Source organism: Pedobacter sp. KBS0701 (assembly GCF_005938645.2).
Taxonomy (GTDB): Bacteria; Bacteroidota; Bacteroidia; order Sphingobacteriales; family Sphingobacteriaceae; genus Pedobacter.
Genome location: NZ_CP042171.1, coordinates 1,234,426 through 1,253,778, shown reverse-complemented (window position 1 = coordinate 1,253,778; position 19,353 = coordinate 1,234,426). Strand labels below are relative to the sequence as shown.

22 protein-coding genes are annotated in these 19,353 nt (G+C 40.4%); 8 read left to right on the top strand and 14 right to left on the bottom strand.

What is annotated here, in order from left to right; translation table 11 throughout:
• Positions 1 to 202: 202 nt before the first annotated feature.
• The 4 genes from FFJ24_RS04940 (at position 203) to FFJ24_RS04925 (ending at position 3,341) form a co-directional block, all read left to right on the top strand.
• Positions 203 to 940: a hypothetical protein gene (locus FFJ24_RS04940; protein ID WP_138823100.1), complete on the top strand. Its 738-nt coding sequence runs from the start codon at positions 203 to 205 to the stop codon at positions 938 to 940.
• Positions 941 to 1,047: 107 nt separating this feature from the next.
• On the top strand, positions 1,048 to 1,908 hold the full coding sequence (locus tag FFJ24_RS04935; protein ID WP_138823098.1) for an SDR family NAD(P)-dependent oxidoreductase: 861 nt from the start codon (positions 1,048 to 1,050) through the stop codon (positions 1,906 to 1,908).
• A gap of 66 nt (positions 1,909 to 1,974) precedes the next feature.
• Complete coding sequence (locus FFJ24_RS04930) at positions 1,975 to 2,898, top strand: AraC family transcriptional regulator (RefSeq protein ID WP_138823096.1); 924 nt, start codon at positions 1,975 to 1,977, stop codon at positions 2,896 to 2,898.
• A gap of 47 nt (positions 2,899 to 2,945) precedes the next feature.
• Positions 2,946 to 3,341 carry a hypothetical protein gene (locus FFJ24_RS04925; protein WP_138823094.1) on the top strand — a complete coding sequence of 132 codons (396 nt, stop codon included), beginning with the start codon at positions 2,946 to 2,948 and terminating at the stop codon, positions 3,339 to 3,341.
• A gap of 128 nt (positions 3,342 to 3,469) precedes the next feature.
• Here the strand turns inward: FFJ24_RS04925 and FFJ24_RS04920 are convergent, their stop codons facing one another.
• The 8 genes from FFJ24_RS04920 to FFJ24_RS04885 form a co-directional block, all read right to left on the bottom strand.
• Entirely contained in the window at positions 3,470 to 4,831 is a 1,362-nt protein-coding gene (locus tag FFJ24_RS04920) for an alkaline phosphatase family protein (RefSeq protein ID WP_246862743.1), read from the bottom strand.
• A complete protein-coding gene (gene eboE / locus FFJ24_RS04915; RefSeq protein ID WP_138823092.1) occupies positions 4,828 to 5,994 on the bottom strand; it encodes a metabolite traffic protein EboE in 1,167 nt (388 codons plus the stop codon). Before eboE ends, FFJ24_RS04920 begins: the two co-directional genes overlap by 4 nt.
• Before the next feature lie 3 nt (positions 5,995 to 5,997).
• Entirely contained in the window at positions 5,998 to 7,161 is a 1,164-nt protein-coding gene (locus FFJ24_RS04910; RefSeq protein ID WP_138823090.1) for a 3-dehydroquinate synthase, read from the bottom strand.
• Between the two features lie 26 nt (positions 7,162 to 7,187).
• Positions 7,188 to 8,072 carry a UbiA-like protein EboC gene (eboC, locus tag FFJ24_RS04905; protein ID WP_246862742.1) on the bottom strand — a complete coding sequence of 295 codons (885 nt, stop codon included), beginning with the start codon at positions 8,070 to 8,072 and terminating at the stop codon, positions 7,188 to 7,190.
• Between the two features lie 4 nt (positions 8,073 to 8,076).
• Positions 8,077 to 9,021: a TatD family hydrolase gene (locus tag FFJ24_RS04900; protein ID WP_246862741.1), complete on the bottom strand. Its 945-nt coding sequence runs from the start codon at positions 9,019 to 9,021 to the stop codon at positions 8,077 to 8,079.
• 53 nt (positions 9,022 to 9,074) lie between these two features.
• Positions 9,075 to 9,938 carry an EboA domain-containing protein gene (locus tag FFJ24_RS04895; RefSeq protein ID WP_210419465.1) on the bottom strand — a complete coding sequence of 288 codons (864 nt, stop codon included), beginning with the start codon at positions 9,936 to 9,938 and terminating at the stop codon, positions 9,075 to 9,077.
• A gap of 20 nt (positions 9,939 to 9,958) precedes the next feature.
• Complete coding sequence (locus tag FFJ24_RS04890) at positions 9,959 to 10,339, bottom strand: transmembrane 220 family protein (protein WP_138823086.1); 381 nt, start codon at positions 10,337 to 10,339, stop codon at positions 9,959 to 9,961.
• Between the two features lie 142 nt (positions 10,340 to 10,481).
• Entirely contained in the window at positions 10,482 to 11,348 is an 867-nt protein-coding gene (locus FFJ24_RS04885; RefSeq protein ID WP_138823084.1) for a LysR family transcriptional regulator, read from the bottom strand.
• Positions 11,349 to 11,420: 72 nt separating this feature from the next.
• Between FFJ24_RS04885 and FFJ24_RS04880 the strand changes: the two genes are divergently transcribed.
• The 3 genes from FFJ24_RS04880 to FFJ24_RS04870 are packed head-to-tail and all read left to right on the top strand — an operon-like array spanning position 11,421 to position 14,107.
• Positions 11,421 to 11,966 carry a GNAT family N-acetyltransferase gene (locus FFJ24_RS04880; RefSeq protein WP_138823082.1) on the top strand — a complete coding sequence of 182 codons (546 nt, stop codon included), beginning with the start codon at positions 11,421 to 11,423 and terminating at the stop codon, positions 11,964 to 11,966.
• Positions 11,966 to 12,868, top strand: coding sequence for a DMT family transporter (locus FFJ24_RS04875; RefSeq protein ID WP_138823080.1), 903 nt, complete (start codon positions 11,966 to 11,968; stop codon positions 12,866 to 12,868). Before FFJ24_RS04880 ends, FFJ24_RS04875 begins: the two co-directional genes overlap by 1 nt.
• A 42-nt stretch (positions 12,869 to 12,910) precedes the next feature.
• Positions 12,911 to 14,107, top strand: coding sequence for a winged helix-turn-helix domain-containing protein (locus FFJ24_RS04870; RefSeq protein ID WP_138823078.1), 1,197 nt, complete (start codon positions 12,911 to 12,913; stop codon positions 14,105 to 14,107).
• Between the two features lie 180 nt (positions 14,108 to 14,287).
• Here the strand turns inward: FFJ24_RS04870 and FFJ24_RS04865 are convergent, their stop codons facing one another.
• The 6 genes from FFJ24_RS04865 to FFJ24_RS26440 form a co-directional block, all read right to left on the bottom strand.
• Positions 14,288 to 15,499 carry a DUF3570 domain-containing protein gene (locus tag FFJ24_RS04865; RefSeq protein WP_138823076.1) on the bottom strand — a complete coding sequence of 404 codons (1,212 nt, stop codon included), beginning with the start codon at positions 15,497 to 15,499 and terminating at the stop codon, positions 14,288 to 14,290.
• A 15-nt stretch (positions 15,500 to 15,514) separates the two neighbouring features.
• On the bottom strand, positions 15,515 to 15,745 hold the full coding sequence (locus FFJ24_RS04860; protein WP_138823074.1) for a DUF4266 domain-containing protein: 231 nt from the start codon (positions 15,743 to 15,745) through the stop codon (positions 15,515 to 15,517).
• A gap of 2 nt (positions 15,746 to 15,747) precedes the next feature.
• The gene (locus tag FFJ24_RS04855; RefSeq protein ID WP_138823072.1) at positions 15,748 to 16,680 is read right to left on the bottom strand and encodes an FAD:protein FMN transferase; all 933 of its coding nucleotides are present in this window, start codon (positions 16,678 to 16,680) and stop codon (positions 15,748 to 15,750) included.
• 7 nt (positions 16,681 to 16,687) lie between these two features.
• A complete protein-coding gene (locus FFJ24_RS04850; RefSeq protein ID WP_138823070.1) occupies positions 16,688 to 17,116 on the bottom strand; it encodes a thioredoxin family protein in 429 nt (142 codons plus the stop codon).
• Positions 17,117 to 17,171: 55 nt separating this feature from the next.
• Positions 17,172 to 17,546 carry a ubiquinol-cytochrome c reductase iron-sulfur subunit gene (locus tag FFJ24_RS04845; protein WP_246862740.1) on the bottom strand — a complete coding sequence of 125 codons (375 nt, stop codon included), beginning with the start codon at positions 17,544 to 17,546 and terminating at the stop codon, positions 17,172 to 17,174.
• Positions 17,547 to 18,177: 631 nt separating this feature from the next.
• Positions 18,178 to 18,498, bottom strand: coding sequence for a response regulator transcription factor (locus FFJ24_RS26440; RefSeq protein WP_246862739.1), 321 nt, complete (start codon positions 18,496 to 18,498; stop codon positions 18,178 to 18,180).
• Between the two features lie 222 nt (positions 18,499 to 18,720).
• Here FFJ24_RS26440 and FFJ24_RS04835 point away from each other — a divergent pair, with 222 nt between their 5' ends.
• Positions 18,721 to 19,314: a Crp/Fnr family transcriptional regulator gene (locus FFJ24_RS04835; protein WP_138823068.1), complete on the top strand. Its 594-nt coding sequence runs from the start codon at positions 18,721 to 18,723 to the stop codon at positions 19,312 to 19,314.
• The last annotated feature ends 39 nt before the right edge of the window (positions 19,315 to 19,353 follow it).

The window sequence follows — 19,353 nt, the reverse complement described above, 5'->3', positions numbered from 1 at the left end:
GATTCTAAGGATCTCCATTTTCAAAAACTGCCCGTATTGCTTTGGTTTCATATCATATAGGGAGACAAAAATCTCCTTTCAAAAGTTAAATTTATTTTAAAATAATTTAAACAAAAAAACAAGAGCCAGAAAAACATTTATGCCTGTGTATTTGTCTCTTACAAAAGTTTGAAGTATTAAGATCTAAATCTCTTTTAGACATTTGAATTCACAATATACCATTTACCTTATTATCGGAATCACGTTTCTCTGCATCGTGGTATTGGGCATGGTTATTCGTTACCGGAATAAAAAATTTCAGCAGGAAGTTAATAATTTCCCCAATGTACTACCCGAAGCCTATGGCCTTGGTCAGAAAATGTTTCCAGTCCACCTAAAATGTGCTGATTTAAAACAAGCTTATTTTATAGTTGGTCTTGTTTTCAACCTGATTAATATTTTAATGCTGGTTATGCTGATTGGAGAACTTGATCCTTACAATTCACTCCCCTATCCCAAAATTGTAGATGCCATCCTAACCAAAGAAATTATCTTGCCCATAGCAATAGCCGTTGGTATACTTTTTATCTACAACGCGTATCACCGCATTAACATTACATGGGAAAATGGTCCTGTTGTTGCTGATAACCTCATCAATGTGAAGCACTACCAGATCAAGAAAAATGCCTTGCTGTTAAATGTGATCTACCTGCAAACTGATCAAAAACTTTGGATACTGGTGCCGGGAACATCACAGGATTTTAAAAAGTTTAAAGATTTTAAACAGCTTAGCCGGGAGCAACAGGAAAACGAAAAATACGTACAACAACTTCAGGAAAATTTAATCCATTATGGTGCGCAAGAAAAAAAGTTCCCTTTTTTTACCGGTTATTTTAAATTTTCCTTTTTTATGCTGATGCTGAGTTTTATACTCATTTTGGTTGTTTTAAAATCAAGCTAACCTACTCTTTCTTTCTCATTTTGGCTACAAAAGCCCTCAATTAGACTACAATATAACATCGAACCATGCTCACCTTTGGGTTATCAATTTATTTAAGTCGAAAAATTATGGAACATCAAAAAGAAAATCAGGATAGTGCTGCCGCTCCAACTAATAAAGTTTGGTTTATTACAGGTTCATCCCGTGGCTTTGGACGTGTATGGGCAACAGCTGCACTAGAACGTGGCGATAAAGTGGCTGCAACAGCAAGAAACCTTTCTGGTATAGCCGATCTTCAGGAAAGGTACAAAGAAAATGTATTGACATTAGAACTGGATGTAACCAATTATGACCAGGTAGAAAAAGCTGTTCAACAGGCGCATAAACATTTTGGAAGATTGGATATTGTTTTGAACAATGCCGGGTATTCGCTTGTGGGTACTGTTGAAGAGGCTACCATTGATCAGGTTAAGGCCATGTACGATACGAACGTTTTCGGGGCCGTGGCCGTTATCCAGGCTGCTTTGCCCGTTTTACGCAAGCAGGGTTACGGGCATATTTTAGGTACTTCGAGCAACCTTGGCCATGTGGTGCTGCCTGTTATCGGTTACTATTGCTCGTCGAAATGGGCCTTCGAAGCCATTTACGAAAGCCTGGCAGCAGAGATTAAAGCTTTTGGCATTAAAGTAACCATCATAGAACCAGGCGCTTATGCCACAGAATTTGGAAGTCAGGAATCGTTAAAATTTGCAGAAGGCTTGGAGGTATATACCGACTTTAAAGCAAAGTTTTTTGAAGGCTTACAGCAATTGGAAAGGGGAAACCCCGTTGCAACACCGGAAGCTATTTTTAAAATTGTTGATGCTGAAAATCCACCGCTCCGCTTCTTCTTAGGCAGTCATAACCTACCATGGGTACGCACTGCTTATGCGGAGCGCTTATCAACCTGGGAAGAATGGGAAGCCGTATCAAATGCTGCACAAGGTTAATTAAACGTACAATCAACTATATCACCGATAAACAACAGCTTATCGGTTATATTTGTATACATCAATATGAAAAAGGTAGACAATAGCCCTTACAAATTCAGTTCGTTAACAGAAGCACACCGGATGTTGGGCCTGACACAGCCTAAACACCCTCTGATCAGCTTGATCAACAATGAAGATCATCCGGTTGAAATGAACGGACAGCCCAATTCGCATATCCTGAATTTTTATAAAATCTCGTACAAACCTAAATTGGGTGGCAGGCTAAAATATGGTCAAAGTTATTACGATTTTGATGAGGGTGGTCTGTTATTTGCTGCGCCGAACCAGATTATTGGTCATGAGGAGGATTTAAGCTCAAGTGTCTGTTCACTATACACTTTGTTAATTCATCCCGATTTTCTTTTGTCATACCCCATCGCCAAAAAAATCAAAAGTTATGGTTTCTTTTCGTATTCAGCCAATGAGACCCTGCACTTATCAGTAAAGGAAAAAAATACCATCATTACCATTTTTAAAAGTATTGAAGAAGAACTGAACAGCAGGATCGACGATTTTAGTCAGGATGTAATTATTACGCAGATTGAACTGTTGCTAAATTACAGCAACCGCTTTTACAAACGCCAGTTTATTACACGTAAAGTATTAAACAGCGACCTGTTGCAAAAGCTGGAAGAATTGTTGGAAGACTATTTTAAGGATAAACTGCCCATGTTTAAAGGTTTGCCAACAGTTCAATACCTTTCCGACCACTTAAATGTTTCGCCAAGTTATTTAAGCGATCTGCTCCGCTCACTCACCGGACAGAATGCACAGCAGCACATCCACCAGAAACTGATCGAAAAAGCAAAAGAAAAATTATCTGGCACCAGGCTGTCGGTAAGTGAAGTCGCTTACGAACTCGGCTTTGAACATCCGCAATCTTTTAATAAATTATTCAAGGCCAAAACACAGGTTTCGCCACTGGCATTTAGAAAATTATTCAACTAAGTAGCGTTTTTGTTGGTTGCACCGTATAAGCTGTAAATTAAAGCTTTATGAAAAAGATAGTATTGGTTCTCTTCTCTATTGCGTGCATTATTTCTGTATCCTGCAAAAAAAACAACAACGGCAGCAATAACGATGGCCCGGGCGAGGTTTACGGCAAATGGAAACTAACTGAGGTGATGCAGGACCCTGGTAATGGAAGTATCGGAAAATACCAAAAAGTATCCGGCCAGCCTAAATACCTCACTTTAGAAAAATCAGGCAAATTTGAGGGTGATGCTATTCCGGAATTGTTGACCTACAAAATTTTGGATAGTGTACAAATGGAAGTAACCAATAAAAATTATAACAAAACACTTATTTACGGCTATAAAGTTTCAGCAAAGTCGCTCCAAATTAACCCACCTTGTTTTGAAGGTTGCGGTTACAGGTTTGTAAGGGAATAATAATGATCTTATAGGTATGATTCTTAAAAAGATTAATTTATTTGAACCTAAACTAAACAAGATTCTTCTTAAATGCGATCGTCCTGCTGATTCGATAGCCATCGGATCAGCAGAACGATCATTCTTTTTTAAACCGTTAAACTATCCCAAATCACCTGATAAACATCCGGTGCTTTTAAGGTTTTATCAATCGCTTTTGAAGTAACCAGAACAGGTTTAAACTTTTCAGCTCCATTAATACCGCCATGCGATCCTTTTACCAAAGTAGCATCGAGTGGAATTACATCCATCACATAACGGAAGCCGGCTTTTTTTCTTAAGAGTTTGTATCCTGCTCTTAATTTAGAGGTCATAAACATTTCTACAGGGTCATAACCCGGTTTTTTGTGGATATCAACAACCCTTGCATAATCGGGTGCTTTAGCATCATCCAACCAGAAATAATAGGTAAACCAGCTGTTTTCTTTAGCCACCAATACCAGATCGCCAGAACGTTCGTGGTTAATGTGGTGTTTTTTCTGTTCTTCTTTATCCAAAACCAATTCAATACCAGCTGCATTTTTCAACAAAGCCTTTACCTGTTCGGTTACACTTTTATCGTTGATATAAACATGTGCTACCTGATGATCGGCCACTACAAAAGCTTTCGAAGCCCCCGGGTCTAACAGTTCCAAACCCCGTTCTTCGCGGATCTGGATCAATCCATTTTCCCTGAATAAGCGGTTTAAGTGGATCGGGTGATTTACGGGTGCTATACCATATTCAGAAAGCAAAATGATGCGTGCGCCCCTTTCTTCATAAAAACGCACCAACTCTGATACCACCTGATCAATTTCCTGCAATTCGTTGCTGATTTTGTTCAGATCAGGTCCGAATTTTTGCAAACAATAATCCAGATGGGGAAGATAAATCAGTGTAAGTGTAGGATTATGGAGTTTTTCGGTTTCCATTGCTGCATCGGCAATCCACCTGGTTGATTTAATGTTGGCTCCCGGCCCCCAGAACTGAAACAAAGGAAACTGCCCCAGTTTAGCCTGTAAATGGTCGCGCAACTCGGCAGGTTGCGAATAACAATCGGGTAATTTACGGCCATCGGCAAGATAATTTGGGCGCGGCGTTACTGAAAAATCGGCCGTTGAATACATATTGTACCACCAGAACATATTGGCACAGGTAAAATCAGGATCTTCTTTTTTAGCCTGATCCCATATTTTTTCAGCGTTTACCAGTTTGTTAGACTGTTTCCAGAATTTAATTTCAGCATCCGCATGATCATACCAGCCATTACCCACAATGCCATTTTCTGAAGGATATTTACCCGTCAGATAACTCGATTGCACTGCCGTCGTAACTGCAGGCAATAATGGCTCTATAGTTGTTAAATGGTTCTCAGCTATATATTTCTGAATAAAAGGCGTATGTGCTCCAATTACAGAAGCAGATAATGCTACGATATCGATAACGACGGTTTTGTGCATATTCTTACTCATAATAAATTTTTAACCCAGGCCAGTTCTCTGACGATGGAATCATTCAATGGCGCTTTTAAAGCCGTTGGCAAAACTTCCCAGGTATAGGTTTCTACTTCTAAATGAGCAGTAAAAGGATTATTTTTTTGCAGGTTAAGTACCTCTATAATATCAGATTGTGTAGATTGGATCAAGCCCATATTTTCAACAAAAATAGGGACATGAAAGTGCGCGCGCCACTCCTCTGCTGCTGGATTTTCGCCCGCTGCAAGTGCATCTTTAAGGTCAGGATAGCGAATTAAATTACCATCATCTTTTCTGGCGATTACCTGATGAAGATAAGTAGGCTCATCAAAACGGCTCAGTTGATCTAACACCGCAGTTCTTTCTGAAACAGATGCCGGCAATTTAGCCTTTAATGCTGCACTAATCTGTATTTTTCCAATCTTAATGCCTTTATCCTGCAATTCTTTGATAATAGCGGTATGCGGCTCATAACCGATTGCGAAATGGCAAACATCATAACACAAACGGATGTGGTTTCTGATCAGGCTTTCATCGCTCCCGGCAGGTAAAAGCACATTTTCGTACCAATCGATAAATTCCGGACCGGATTCAAGAAAACCATCAGGTTCAGGTTCAATGTCCAAATGGATCACCTTGCCGCTTTGACTTTGTATATGATATAAACCCTTGGCCACCTTTATAATATTTGCAGTTGCACTGGCTGTGGCATCTTTTCTGGCTTCAGTAGTTATAAACCAGGGTTTATAACTCAATGGCGATGTTGAAATGCCACCATCCATATCAGCAGGAAGTAATTGTGAAAGAATTTCGGCCAAACGGAGTGTATATTCAACACGATCTCCCGTAGTCCAATCGGGTGCATGAACCTGATCTTTAACCCTGGTATGGTGAAAACCGCCGTATGGAAATCCGTTCATGGTAAAAACATACCCACCTTCCTGTATAAGCCATTGTTTAAATGTTTCCAGTTGATTTTCTTCCAGCAATTCAATGCTGGCCAGATTGGAAAGGCGCAAACCGATACCCATCGGCGCATCCGGCGATAATTGTGCTTTCAAAATTGGAAAACCAGCCTTCAACATGGCAAAATGCGCCATCCAGTTTTCGCCTGCATAAATATTGGTGCAGAAGGTTAAATGTCCGGAAGTTAATTTCATAGCTTAATGTTGAATAATAACAGCTTGTTTATTTAATATTTCTGCAGCTTGTTTTAAAACTTCAGTATCAATTTCGTGAACTTCCTCTCCACTACCCAGGCTGGTAAGCAAAGTAATGGTTAACTCGCCGCCGAGATGTTCGCGGAATTCTTCCAGTCCTTTCAAAATTGGACTATTGCCTTCTGTAACCTCTAACAAGGGGTGCGTTAATTCGAAACCAAGTTGCCGGATCAGGGTGATTACCCTTTGGGCATCTTCGGCACTTATCCTGCCCGATAAATTGGAATATACGGTATCTAAGGCAATGCCCATGGCAACCGCCTCACCGTGCCTCACTTCGAAATTGGTCAGGTATTCCAGCTTATGCGCACTCCAATGGCCAAAATCCAGTGGGCGGGCAGAACCATTTTCAAAAGGATCGGCACTCCTGATATGTTCTATATGGAGTTTTGCGCATTTCCATATCTGGTAGTTCATGGCTGTGGTATCCCGGTTTGCAAGGGCAATGGCATTCGCTTCGAGCCACTCAAAAAATTCAGCATCTTTTATCAGCGCCACTTTAATCGCTTCGGCAATGCCTGAACGCCAATCGCGATCGGATAAAGTGCTTAAAAAAACTTCATCATTAAAAACAGCAACAGGTGGCGAAAAAGTGCCTAAAAAGTTTTTTTTATGGAAATAATTAATCCCGTTTTTAACGCCAACGCCCGAATCGTTTTGCGAAAGCACAGTACTTGGAATCCTGATGTGTTTAATACCCCTGTGTGCAACCGTAGCTGCGTAACCCACCATATCGAGTACGGCCCCGCCACCAATTGCAGCAACAAATGAATGCCTGTCGATACCATAAATATTGATCGCTTCCAATACCTGATCAAAATATTTCGTATCGTTTTTTACCTGTTCTCCTCCCGGGATAACCAGGATATCCTGAACTAACTGCGTTTGAGAATATTTGTTAAAATATGCCTTAATCTGCGTATTAAGATGCTGATGTGCATTGGCTACACCCTCATCAATTACAAATAAAATTTTCTTTACTGCGACAGCCGGATTCAGGTTAACCAGAAAACTGTTCAATAATTCGTTTTCAGGCAAAAAAAGCGATGAAGTAAAAAAAACATTATAGTTATATTGTACAGTAAAGGATTGATGTAAATGTTCCATATCAATTGGTAATGTGTGTTTGAGGTTTAAGTAACCGCGAATAATTTAGAGAGCCATATAGATAAAGGCAGTAAAGCTGCAATGATAAAAGCCAAAATCAAGGCATCGAAAGTTACGGCCCAGGCGGCATCCATCAAAATAAGTGAAATTACGCCGGCTTTTACTGCCCCTCCGATATTTTTACCAACAGGCTCTTTTATGGCTTTTAAAAGTGGCCTGAAAATCATAAAGGTAAAAGGAACCAGGAATAGCAGCGACCACAAGAACCTATCGTTTACAAAAGCAAAACAAGCAATTGCACAGATAACTATTGCATACAGGAAGGCGGCCAGATACAAGTTTTTAGTGTGACCCCCGTGAACTTCGCCACGGCTGGTCATGGTGATGGAGAAAATATAAATAACTGGAATAATAGCCAGATAGTGATGATTATAAAGCATTTCTGGTACAATACTCAAACCCAACAACAGGTTAAACCCGCGGCATAAGCCCATATTCAACGGTCCCAAAAAAGAATGGTGTTTGCCAAATTTATTATAAAGCAAAGCAAAAACAGCCACCAGGAGCGCCAATAATCCGGAAGTTAAACTATTTAAAGCAGCCAAAGCAATTCCGGCAAAAAGCAATACACTTCCTAATATGGTTGCATGCTGTAAACTGATTATCCCACTCGGAATGGCCCGTTCCGGACGTTCTATTTTATCCAGATCGGCATCAAAAACATCGTTAAAAACGATTCCTCCACCATATAAGCAGGCTGTTGATGCGGCCAAAAATACGATAGACAACCACGGAATGGAAAATCCATTGCTTAAAACTTCAGAAATAGCAATCCCCGCCAAAATATCGGCTACTGAAGTAACAATATTAGCAGGGCGCATCATGCGCAGATAGGTAATTATTTTTTTCAATATATTAACTAATAATGATAGATGATTTATCTGTTCTGGGCTGTTGTCCGCCACGTAAGATGGTATTTCCTTCAAATTTCTCGGTAAGATCTATCTGTGCGTTAAAATCGGCTTCATCCAGCTGCCCGCTCTGCGCAAAGGCTGTAATTGCATTGCGGTAAGTAACCAGCTCAATATCCTGATCGCTTAAACCACGCATTTTCATTAGCGCCGCAGTTTTTGGTACCGCTAATGGATCGCTAATGCCCCAATCGGCAGCAGAATTTACCATAATACGTTCTGCGCCATATTGTTTTACAATTTCTACCATCCGCTCGTTACCCATTTTGGTAAAAGGATAAATGGTAAAAGCAGCCCAAAAGCCTCTATCTAACACCTCTTTTACCGTCTCCTCATTATTGTGATCGATAATGATGTGATAAGGATCAAGGCCATGCTCCAAAGCAATGTCCATACTGCGCTGGGTACCTTTTTTCTTATCGCGGTGTGGCGTATGCACCTGTACGGGCATGCCGGCTTCTTTAGCAAGTTCCAGCTGCAGCCGGTAATATTTTTCTTCCGCAGCAGTCTGATCGTCGAAACCAATTTCGCCGATACCAACAACACCTTCTTTATAAACAAACAGCGGCAGTATTTCCATTACCTGTTCAGCCAGGCTTTCATTGTTGGCCTCTCTTGAATTAAGGCCAATGGTGCAATAATGTTTAATGCCAAACTGAGAAGAACGGAAGCGCTCCCACCCGATCAGGCTACTGTAATAATCTCTAAAACTATCCAATCCGGTACGTGGCTGCCCTAACCAAAATGCGGGTTCTATCAAAGCAACAATTCCTGCATCGGCCATTGCCTGGTAATCGTCTGTTGTTCTCGAAGTCATGTGAACATGTGGATCGAAGAACTTCATTCCCTTTACCGTACTGATATCAAAAGCTTCGGGCGCTCCCATCATTGCTTTATCTCTTTGTATTGAACTGCTACAACACATATCTTTATCTTAAATTTTTATGGGTTAAATGAATTCCAGTTTAAGCTTCCATCGGCCAGAGCCAATTTCAGTTCAGGAAAAGTACTAATATAATCTTTTGCCGGCTGGTAACCGGACTCCGAAATGGCTAGTGCAATGGCTCTTTGTTCAATCTGGTTGTAATGCTGCAAACCGGTTTTAAGGGTTTCAAAAATTTCGGCATTGGTAAATTTACCAACCAGGCGCCACAGCTGTGGGTGTACCTCCCTGCCGGCAGCCCAGCGTTCTTTTGCATAATCTACCAGTGTTAAAGCAAGCTGAAGATTGGCACGTTGATCTAAACCCGCAATAAGGCTGATATTTTTCTCCGTAAAAAAAGCTTTTAGCACCAGTTGGTTCCAGGCAGCTTCATCCAGGTGAGCTGCAGGATATGGATTATTTTCCATAATGGCTTCGAGCACAGAACCAATATTGCTCCTGATTCCTTCTGCACAACGTTTTTCCCAGATTTCGGGGTGGGACAAAAATGGGAGTGCCGAATACAAAGCAACAGCTTCATTCACCTCTGCTGACAGAAATAAACGGTTGATAGTTGAAAAGAACAGTTCTTTATCTCCCTGATCAAAACCTGCCAGTAACCACACTCGGGCAAGTCTGTCAATCGTCCAGTTACGGATGTAGCTAAAGCCTGCCGCTTGGAGTGCTTCTTGCTGATCATCGGTAATTGCAATTGGTAATTTGCCTGTTTTACGTGGCAGCATCACAAATACTTTAGCTAACTGTGCCGGTTGATCTGTAGCTAGTATAAAATCTTCCAGCCATTTTTCTGCGACTAAATTGATATTGTTCTTTACAATAGCCCCTATTATTTCCTTTACCGCCCTGATATGATCATCTCTCATAATAAAATATCTAATGGCACTTATGCGGTAATACCTGCAGAAACAAAATAGTTGATCAATAGTGCCCCTGCAATAATTAACAGACCAAAGAATTCCCTCGTTTGCTCAATGTAAGGTTTTGTGGCTTGCATGCTCTGCACGAGGCTTTCGCGTCTGTATTTGGTAATCCAATCGCGCACACCATCTTTTGCAAAGAACAGGATTGCAGCATAAATTAAGTAAAAGGCGGTTAAAAACAGATAAACAAAAGGATAAAATTTACCTGCTGCAGCTAATCCGCAGCATATTGCGGCACTTAAATAGATAGATACCCATAAAAAAGCATCGTTATCATTAAGGTTCACATAAGCAAAACCCAAAAATGAGATACAAAAAATAATGTTGAGAATAATTAAAAGCATTTTAAGTTATTTGGTTTTAAGATAAGCTAAATCGATTTCTCGATTCTTTTCATTGAAAAACAAAGTTATTTAAACTGAATGCTTTTTTTGCTTAAAATATGTAAATTATATACTGCTATAAAAGTTTTTTTTGATTAACTTTTTAATCTCCAAAAACGAGTTTTAGAATATTGCCAAGCACAGGATTGTGATCGTCGGCCCGCCAATTAATTAATAAATCGGTTTTAAAGGGCAGCGGGATAAACCGTAAGCCCGGACTTTGATGGTGCATATAAGAATCGGGTAAAATGGCTATTCCCAATCCTTTCCGTACAAGCGCAATAATCGTAGATCCAAATTCAGAATGCAGAAACACATCAGGAACAAAATCGTAAGATTTGAAAAGCGCCTGAATGATCTCGCTATAGCTACTGCCCTCATCCTTAGTGGGTAGAATAAACTTTTGCGCTTTAAGGCTTTGTGTAGATAAATCCTCAAATTTTGTAAAGGAATGTTCTAATGGCACCACCAAAGCCAGGTGATCGGAATATATTTTTTTTGATTTAATCCCCTGCTCACTGGTAATATCTCTGGTAATGGCCAGATCAATCTTATATTTTTTTAAAAAATCGAGTTGATTTTCGTATAAAACCTGCACCAATTTAATTTGAAGCTGAGGAAATGCCTGCGTTATCTTAGCCAAAATATTGGGCATGATAGAAGCCGATATGGAATCCGGGTGCGCAATGGTAATAGTTCCGCGTTCACCAAGATGCAGTTGTTTGGCAAACTGGTGAATATATTCGAGTTCACTTAACTCTACTTCCCATTTTTCTTTTAAGAATTTACCCGCTGGCGTGAGCTTCACATTACGTTTGTTACGTTCGAAAAGCTGCAAACCCAGTTCATTTTCGAGCGACTGAATCTGGCGGGTGAGTGCCGACTGTGTAATACTTACCTTTTCTGCCGTTTTCCAATAATGAAGTTGTTCTGCCAGGGCCAAAAAATACTTGATTCGTTGAAGATCCATTAATGCAAAATACGCATTAATAAATGATAAAATAGCATTTTATTACATTTAAAGACTTCTTACATTCGTGCCATGGAGCAGATCATCATTGAAAGGGTAATACCAGCTGATATTAAAAAATTACAGGAGATTGGGAGGACAACATTTTCTGAAGCTTTTGCATCAGTAAATAGTGAGGAAAACATGAAAGATTACCTCGAAAAGGGGTTTTCGGACGAAAAACTGAAAGGAGAACTGACTAATCAGGATTCTCAGTTTTATTTCGCGCTGCTTGATGGGGAAATTGTTGGCTATTTAAAGATCAACATTGGGCAAGCGCAAACCGAAAAACTAAATCCTGACGCACTAGAAATTGAGCGGATTTACCTTTTGAAAGCATTTTATGGTCAAAAAGTTGGTCAGTTACTTTATCAAAAAGCCATTGATATTGCGATTGAAATGCAAGCAAGTTATGTATGGCTAGGGGTATGGGAAGAAAATTACAGGGCTTTACGATTTTACGAAAAAAATGGCTTTACGCCTTTCAGCAAACATAAGTTTTGGCTTGGTGATGACGAACAAACAGACCTGTTGATGAAAAAAGAATTGGCTGACACGAACCAACTAAAAGCATCTTAATGGAAAAAAGAACTCTTTTTCTGATTTTACTGATCCTGGGTACCGCATTCTGGGGAATTTCCTTTTCTGTCACCAAACTTGCTATCGGGCAGTACCAGCCTGTTCTGTTTTTGTTCTACCGCTTTTTACTTGCCACGATGGTGTTATCGGTTATTTTTTGGAAACATGTAAAAAAGCTCGATGCCACCACTATAAAAAGAGGTGCTGGTTTGGCTATTCCGCTGGTACTGGGTATTTACCTGCAAACACTGGGCATTACACATACTTCAGCATCGCAATGTTCATTTGTAGCAGGTATAACGGTGGTAATGATTCCGGTGATTAAACTTTTTATTTACCGGAAACCTGCAGCACTAAAAATATGGATTGCCTCATGCACAGCGCTAACTGGTCTTTTTGTGATATCGGTTACTGATAAATTGAGCATCGGAACCGGCGACTTATATACCATTACCGGTGCTTTTTGTTTCGCCATATATTTAATCCAGATCGAAAAGGAATCGATGACGGGTGATATTATTCCTACCATTGTGCCCATGTTTGCCACCTGCACCTTATTAACTTTTGTATTAACGTTTATTCAGGAAAACCCTACCTGGATTCCTCAGCAAGAAACATTTTGGATTGGTATTATTTTTTGCGCACTATTTTCAACGGCCTACATGTATACCATATCGAATATTTCTCAAAAGTACATTAGTGCAGAAAGGGTGTCTATCATTTATCTTTTCGAACCTATTTTCGGAGCAATTGCGGCACATTTTATTTTAGGTGAAGCAATTACATCGAGGCTATTGATTGGTGGTGGAATGATATTTTTAGCCACACTGATCTCCGAACTTAAGTGGAGAAGGCCAGGTCAAATGGCAATATCAAGCCTATCGAAGTGGAAAAAGAATTAAGCCTGTTTTTGATGCCCGGTAAATGATCAATATATTAGTGTGATGGAAGCTATTGTACTGAACAGATCGCAGGCACGGAAAATCATTATCCATGCAGCAGGACTCTCAAAAAAAGCACAGTTTGGAACTGGTATTGAGGCAGTTTACAGTGTAATTGACCATTTGGGTTACGTACAGTTAGATACCAACTATGTGGTAGAACGTGCCCACCATCATACCATGTTTGCCCGTGTACCTGATTATCAAACAGAATGGCTTGCAGAACTTGGTGAACAGGGTGATATTTTTGAATACTTCACCTCTGACGCCGGATTTCTGCCCATGCACGATTTTCGCTTTTCATTACCAGTTAAAAAGGCATTTGAAATACGAGGCACTTCCCTTACGAAACAAGAATCGGATTTAATGAACCAGATTTTAGATCAGGTTGAACGTGAAGGGGCAGTAATGGTAGGCGATTTTGAGAACGACCGTACAGAGGCTAGTTCGGGCTGGTGGGATTGGCGGCCGGCAAAGATTGCGCTGGAAAGACTTTATCTGGAAGGCAAGTTAATGATCAGCCGCAATAGCGCTTTCCAAAAAATTTACCACATGCCTTTGGATGTAGTGCCCCATGATATCGATCAAACCATGCCAACATATGAAGATTATGCACGTTATGTGATCAAACGTACTCTCGGTGCAATGGGAATTTCTTCTGTAAAAGAAATGGCCTGGCGCTCCCGCCGTGTAAAAGGTAACCTGGTAAAAAAAGAACTGGAAAGGATGCTTCAGTCGGGAGAAGTTAAAGCGGTAATTGTAGATGGAGTGAAAGGACCATTATATATGCTTTCGGGCACCGATATTAATATTGATATAGCAGATGAGGTTTTCATTCTTTCACCTTTCGATACCTTGAATGTATTTCGCGCCCGTTTAAAAGATTTTTTCGACTTTGATTATCAGATTGAATGTTTTGTACCGGCTCCAAAACGAAAATTTGGTTATTTCTCACTCCCGATTCTGTCTGGAGAGAGATTTATTGCCAGGATGGACGCTAAAGCCGACCGCAAACAGAAAACACTAATCATCCATAATCTCCATTTTGAGCCGGTTGAAATTGATGAAAAAACTATTGATACGTTTATTCAAAATTTAAAGGAGTTTATCCTGTTCAATAAATGCCGGGATGTGATCTTTAAAAAATCAAATAATAATGATTTGCTGAGATCAATCAGCAAAGAATTTTCTGATCATTAAAGGCGCCAATATAATTTTCTATTATAACTTATTGTATTTACAAACCAGAATAAATTAAATGTCGATTATAGTAATTCACCAGGAATATAAGTGATATCCTTTATTCCTGGTGAATTAGACTAATATAAAATTGGTAAACAGGGCAAACATTTTGGATTTTTACCACTTAATGATGTGGTCTTATTTAAATTTAAGATTTAAAGAAACGATATTGGAGACCAAACTTGTTGAACGTGAATAGTGACCATACCTCAACTCGAGCATATTTAACCGCTGCCAGCCAAAAACACCCTTGGGCGGAGCAAAACGGATACCTGCGCCATAAAAATCACTGGTGAGTGTAGATAGGTCATAATCGCTGGTAAAATATTGTTCTGATGGCGAATGCTGGCCATAAGGTGCAAAGTATTTGGTTCCAACCTGGTTATTATACCGATAGAATGGGCTTATAGAAAAGAAGGAATTGATCTTAACCGGTATTTCAAGCTCTGCGGTATGTGCTCTAATGCCCCAGTTATCCATATAATAACGGTAAAAAGTGCGGATCACAAAACGGTCGTCCAAAAAGTAATTCATCCGCAGCCCAATAGGAAGTTTGTAACGCTTATCGGGTAAAGTTTCCGAGCGTAGCGAGCCATCCGTAAAATAATCACGCTGGTATTTTGTAGCAAGCAAGCCTTTCTGATAGGAAGGTTCTAAAATCAGCGAAGCCTGAAATTTCTGGTTGATCACCTGGGCCAGGGAGAAAGATGCGCTAAAGGAATTTCGTGGTGCAGTATCATACTGCTCTCCGCCCCTTCCGGTGTTTCCCGTTCGCAGTTCAATCGGCAGGATGACCGTCCACTGATCTAAAAATGCCTGCAACTTAAAGTCAAACTGTGTATTTTTGTCTTTTGATAAACGGGTTAAATTGAAGGCTGCTCCCATTGATTGGTAATCGAATTCTGTTGAATAAGATCCTGTGAAACCAAAGGAATTCCCGGTTTCTTCATTAGAATGTGTCCAGTTTAAAGAAGGATAAATACGGGTATCAGCAGAAGAGGCTGAAGAAATGGTACTTGGATCGATCTTATCAGAAGAAGCGGAAGTATAATGATCTACCCCAAGCTCGAACAGAAAAGTATTTTTTCTGCCCCTTTTATTGAATTTAGACATCTGCAGGTCGATAGTGTTGGCAAAATCGCTCAGTTTTTCTGTGCCTATCCCCCCTGTAACGGCAGAATTATTTCCATTTTGGTGGTAATATGCCGAAACCAGGTTAATCTCATCGATTTTGAGTTTACGCGACTGGTATTTACTGCTGTCTACTTTTGCAGGCTCAGGCCTGGTTTGGGCATAAGTGCTCAATATACCGAAGTACATAAAAAGCACATGAAGATATATTTTTTTCATTTTTTGATCCTTAAACTAGTTACAGCCACAACCACCACCGCTCTTGCCGCCATTGGCTCCCGATGCGCCTTCACGGTACAGCTGAAAACTTTGTTCAAATTTCTGGGCCTTTCGGGCCGACAGGATCATGTCGGCATCGTTAAGTTTACTTTTCTGATAAGGCTTTACGCTGCTACAGGCACTAAGCAAACTGCCCAGCGAAATTGCGGTAACCATCGAAAGGAAAAATGTTCTTGAAATTTTCATATTTATATCACATTAATATTGTTTGAGGTATATACCCGATCATTATCGTCGATCACAATACAGGCCACTTGTTTAATCTGGTTAATCAGCTCCAGCCCAATTTTTACGCCCATTACAACAACCGGGGTAGCCAGGGCATCAGCAAGCTCGGCACTTGGACAGATAATACTTACACTTTTTACGCCGCTTACCGGTAGCCCGGTTTTGGGATCTATGGTATGAGAATAGCGTTTGCCATTAATCGTCACAAATTTTTCGTAACTGCCTGAAGTGGCAATCGCCATATCGCTGATCTTTAGCGCAGAAAATGGCCTGTCGGTCTGTTCGGGGTCTGCAATACCTACGGTCCATGGGCGTCCATTGGCTTGGGTTCCCCAGGTAATCAGATCTCCTGCCGCATTCACAATTCCGCTTTTTATGCCGAGTTTTTGCAGCACCAACTTTGCTTTATCGGCTGCATAGCCTTTCCCAATTCCGCCAAAACCGATGCGCATGCCTTTATTTTTCAAAAACACAGTCGATTTTTCCTTATTCAGAATCACATTTCGGTAATCGATGAGTCCAACAGATGCCAGGGCGGTTGCTTCATCGGGCAAGCTGGTCATATTGGGATCAAAGTTCCAGAGTTTTTTATCTATCGATCCGTAGGTGATATCAAAAGCCCCGTCGGTAATTTCTGATATCCTGACAGACCGCTCAATAAGACTGATCACTTCCTCATCAACCTTTACCGGACTTAAACCGGCATGCCCGTTTATCAGGCTGGTTTGGCTGAGATCACTAAAAGTGGTGAGCAGGTATTCTATCCTTCGCACTTCATCTATTGCGGCATCTATGGCCACATTGCCTTCCTGCTCGTTCTCAGCAATCACAGTAAACTCAAACCGGTTTCCCATGAGTTTTAGTATCCGGTTTACAGAAACAGGTTTAGCCATTTTGAGCTTATTTTTTTAGTTTATCAATTTCAGAAACAAAAGCCTGCGGACTTTCATCAGGAAATCCATCCCAGCTTTTGAGCACCTTTCCATTTTCATCAACCAAGACAGTAAAAGGAAACTTACCATCTTTGTTATATACTTCTGCTAATGATTCGTTGAGTTTAATTTGTTCTTTTGGAAGCTGGTTTTTCTTCTGCCTTGGAAAATCTGCCCTTACCAATAAAAGATTGGCAGCGGCATATTGTTCAAAGCTTTCGGATTCTAAAATCTCTTTGCGCAGGCGGATGCAGGGACCGCACCAGTCTGAACCTGAAAAATTAATCAGGATTTGCTTATGTGTAATCTTTGCCTGTTTTTGCGCTTCAGTAAAGTTCCCCATCCACGATAAAGGAATAGCAAATAGCCCCAATAGGGCAACAAAAAGTAGTTTCATAATTTTTAAGAATAAACTTTTAAGGTTGTACCCGTAAGCTGGGTATTATAAACGGTTAAGATCGTGAAGCCGGACCATTGGTTACGGCCCCATTTTCAGAAAAGGTTGCGCCATGGTTGGGGCAGTAAAAACGGCTGTTTGCCGATTGATAAGTGAGGGTATAACTTTCATGGGTACAAGATCGCTGCACGGCAATATAGGCCCCCGCCTTTGTTTTGGCCACGATAACCCCATTTGATACTAATGACCCACCGTCGCTTAGCAGTGCTGCATTGGCAGCCAGGCTTAAATCGAGCGTAAAGTTTACGCCAGTGGGCCCGCTGGTATCTGCAGAACTGCTGCCATCAGTCTTTTTGCAACCGATACAGTTGATCAGGGCGAAAGTCGCGGCGCTCATCCCAATGCTGTTAAGAAAATCTTTCCTGTCCATATTCTTTTTATAGTTAAAATGAGCAATGCAATAAAATATTCAGTCAATATCCTGATGGATGGCCCTTCGTGATCGACGGGGATGAACTGAATAAAATCGTGTAAAAATTCTATCTATAAAAAGCTTTTAGGGTTCCGTTGGCTTTGGCTATCCTTTCATCGGGAATGGGGATAAAACCGATTGCTTGTAACAAAACTACAGACAAAGTCTGAAGACATTCTGAAGTTTTGAATCAAAATCTGTTAAATATTTGTTAATGGTTAAAGTTTAAAAACGGAGAAGAAAACTATGCAATCAGGCTTCCAGTTGGAAATGCTGCTCGAATAGCGATAAAGTCCGCTTCTTTATCTTTCGGCCTAACATTTTTTGTTGTCATTTTTTTTGGCAATATGCTATCTTACTTTCAAAATACACAGATTGTACCGAAGAACGATCTCAATCCCAAGTGGCAGGAGAATCAAAAAAACAGAATTAGGAAAGAACATATCGCACTACCAAACCTAAAACGCAGTGGTTTACCATTTACAATTACCTCTTTTGCATCCAGATCTATCCTGATTTCATTAAATTCAATATGACGTTCTCCCTGTGCACTTTTGCGGCGAACAACAGCCAATATTCTGGCATTGAGTTATGAAAGATGAAACGGCTTCGTCAGGTAATCATCTGCACCTAGACTCAAACCTTCTATCTTTTGGTCTATGGAATTTCTCGCAGATATAATGATCACCCCTTCGGTCCTGTTTATGCGTTTAAGGTAGTTCAGTAGCTGAAGTCCCTCTCCGTCTGGCAGCGTAAGATCGAGCAAAATGCAGTCGTATTCGTATGCCCCAAGTCTTTCCAATGCCTGAATATAGGTTGAGGCCATACTGCACAAATTACCTTCCGACAGGAGATATTGTGCTATACTGCGCTGCAAACCAGGTTCGTCTTCGATAATGAGAATCTTCAATACGCAAATATGTCATAAGATACTGAAGACATCTTGAAGTTTGATGCAAAAACAAAATGACAGCTGCTAACAACCTTGATACATGGCCTGATACGGTTTTTTTTCACAGTTGATTCGAAATTCTGTGTCCAAAATAACTTGAAAGAAAAGTAAATTACCGCTTGCAAAAATTATGCATGTCCGTCCTGAATTAAAATCAGCTAAAACTTCTAAATTAGCTTTATGGACACAAGTCAGTTATCCCGCCTCAGATTTGCTATCGAAAACTTTGTAATCCTTAGTGACGAAGACTGGTCGCTGTTAATCCCGCACATCAGTTACCTCAGCTTAAAAAAAAAGGAAAAGTGGATTTTGGAAGGAGAAAAGGAAAAGCATATAGGTTTTATCCTTGAAGGAAACATGAGACATTACTACATTTCGGACGGTGAAGAGCGGACAACCTATTTTTATTTTGAGAACGCACTGGTAAGCGCTTATTTTAGTGCTTTGAGTGCATCACCATCGAAGCTGACTATAGAGGCCTTAACCAGATGCGAGTTATTATCCTTTCCATATCAGGTACTTGCGTCTCTTTTCGAGCAGTCGCATGCCTGGGAGCGCTTTGGCAGAAAACTCGCCGAATATATTGCATTAGGACTGGAAGACCGAATGGTAAAGCTATTGGTCTTATCTCCGGAGCAACGTTACGCTGAGCTGTTAAAATCGGAGAAAAATAAAATTATCGAACGAATACCACAGCATTTAATTGCCAATTACCTTGGCGTAAGCCCGGTTAGCCTGAGTCGTATCAGGCGAAGAGTAAGCAGCAAAAAATAAGCCCTTAAAATTTTATTAGCTTTTGTTAACGTTCCGATA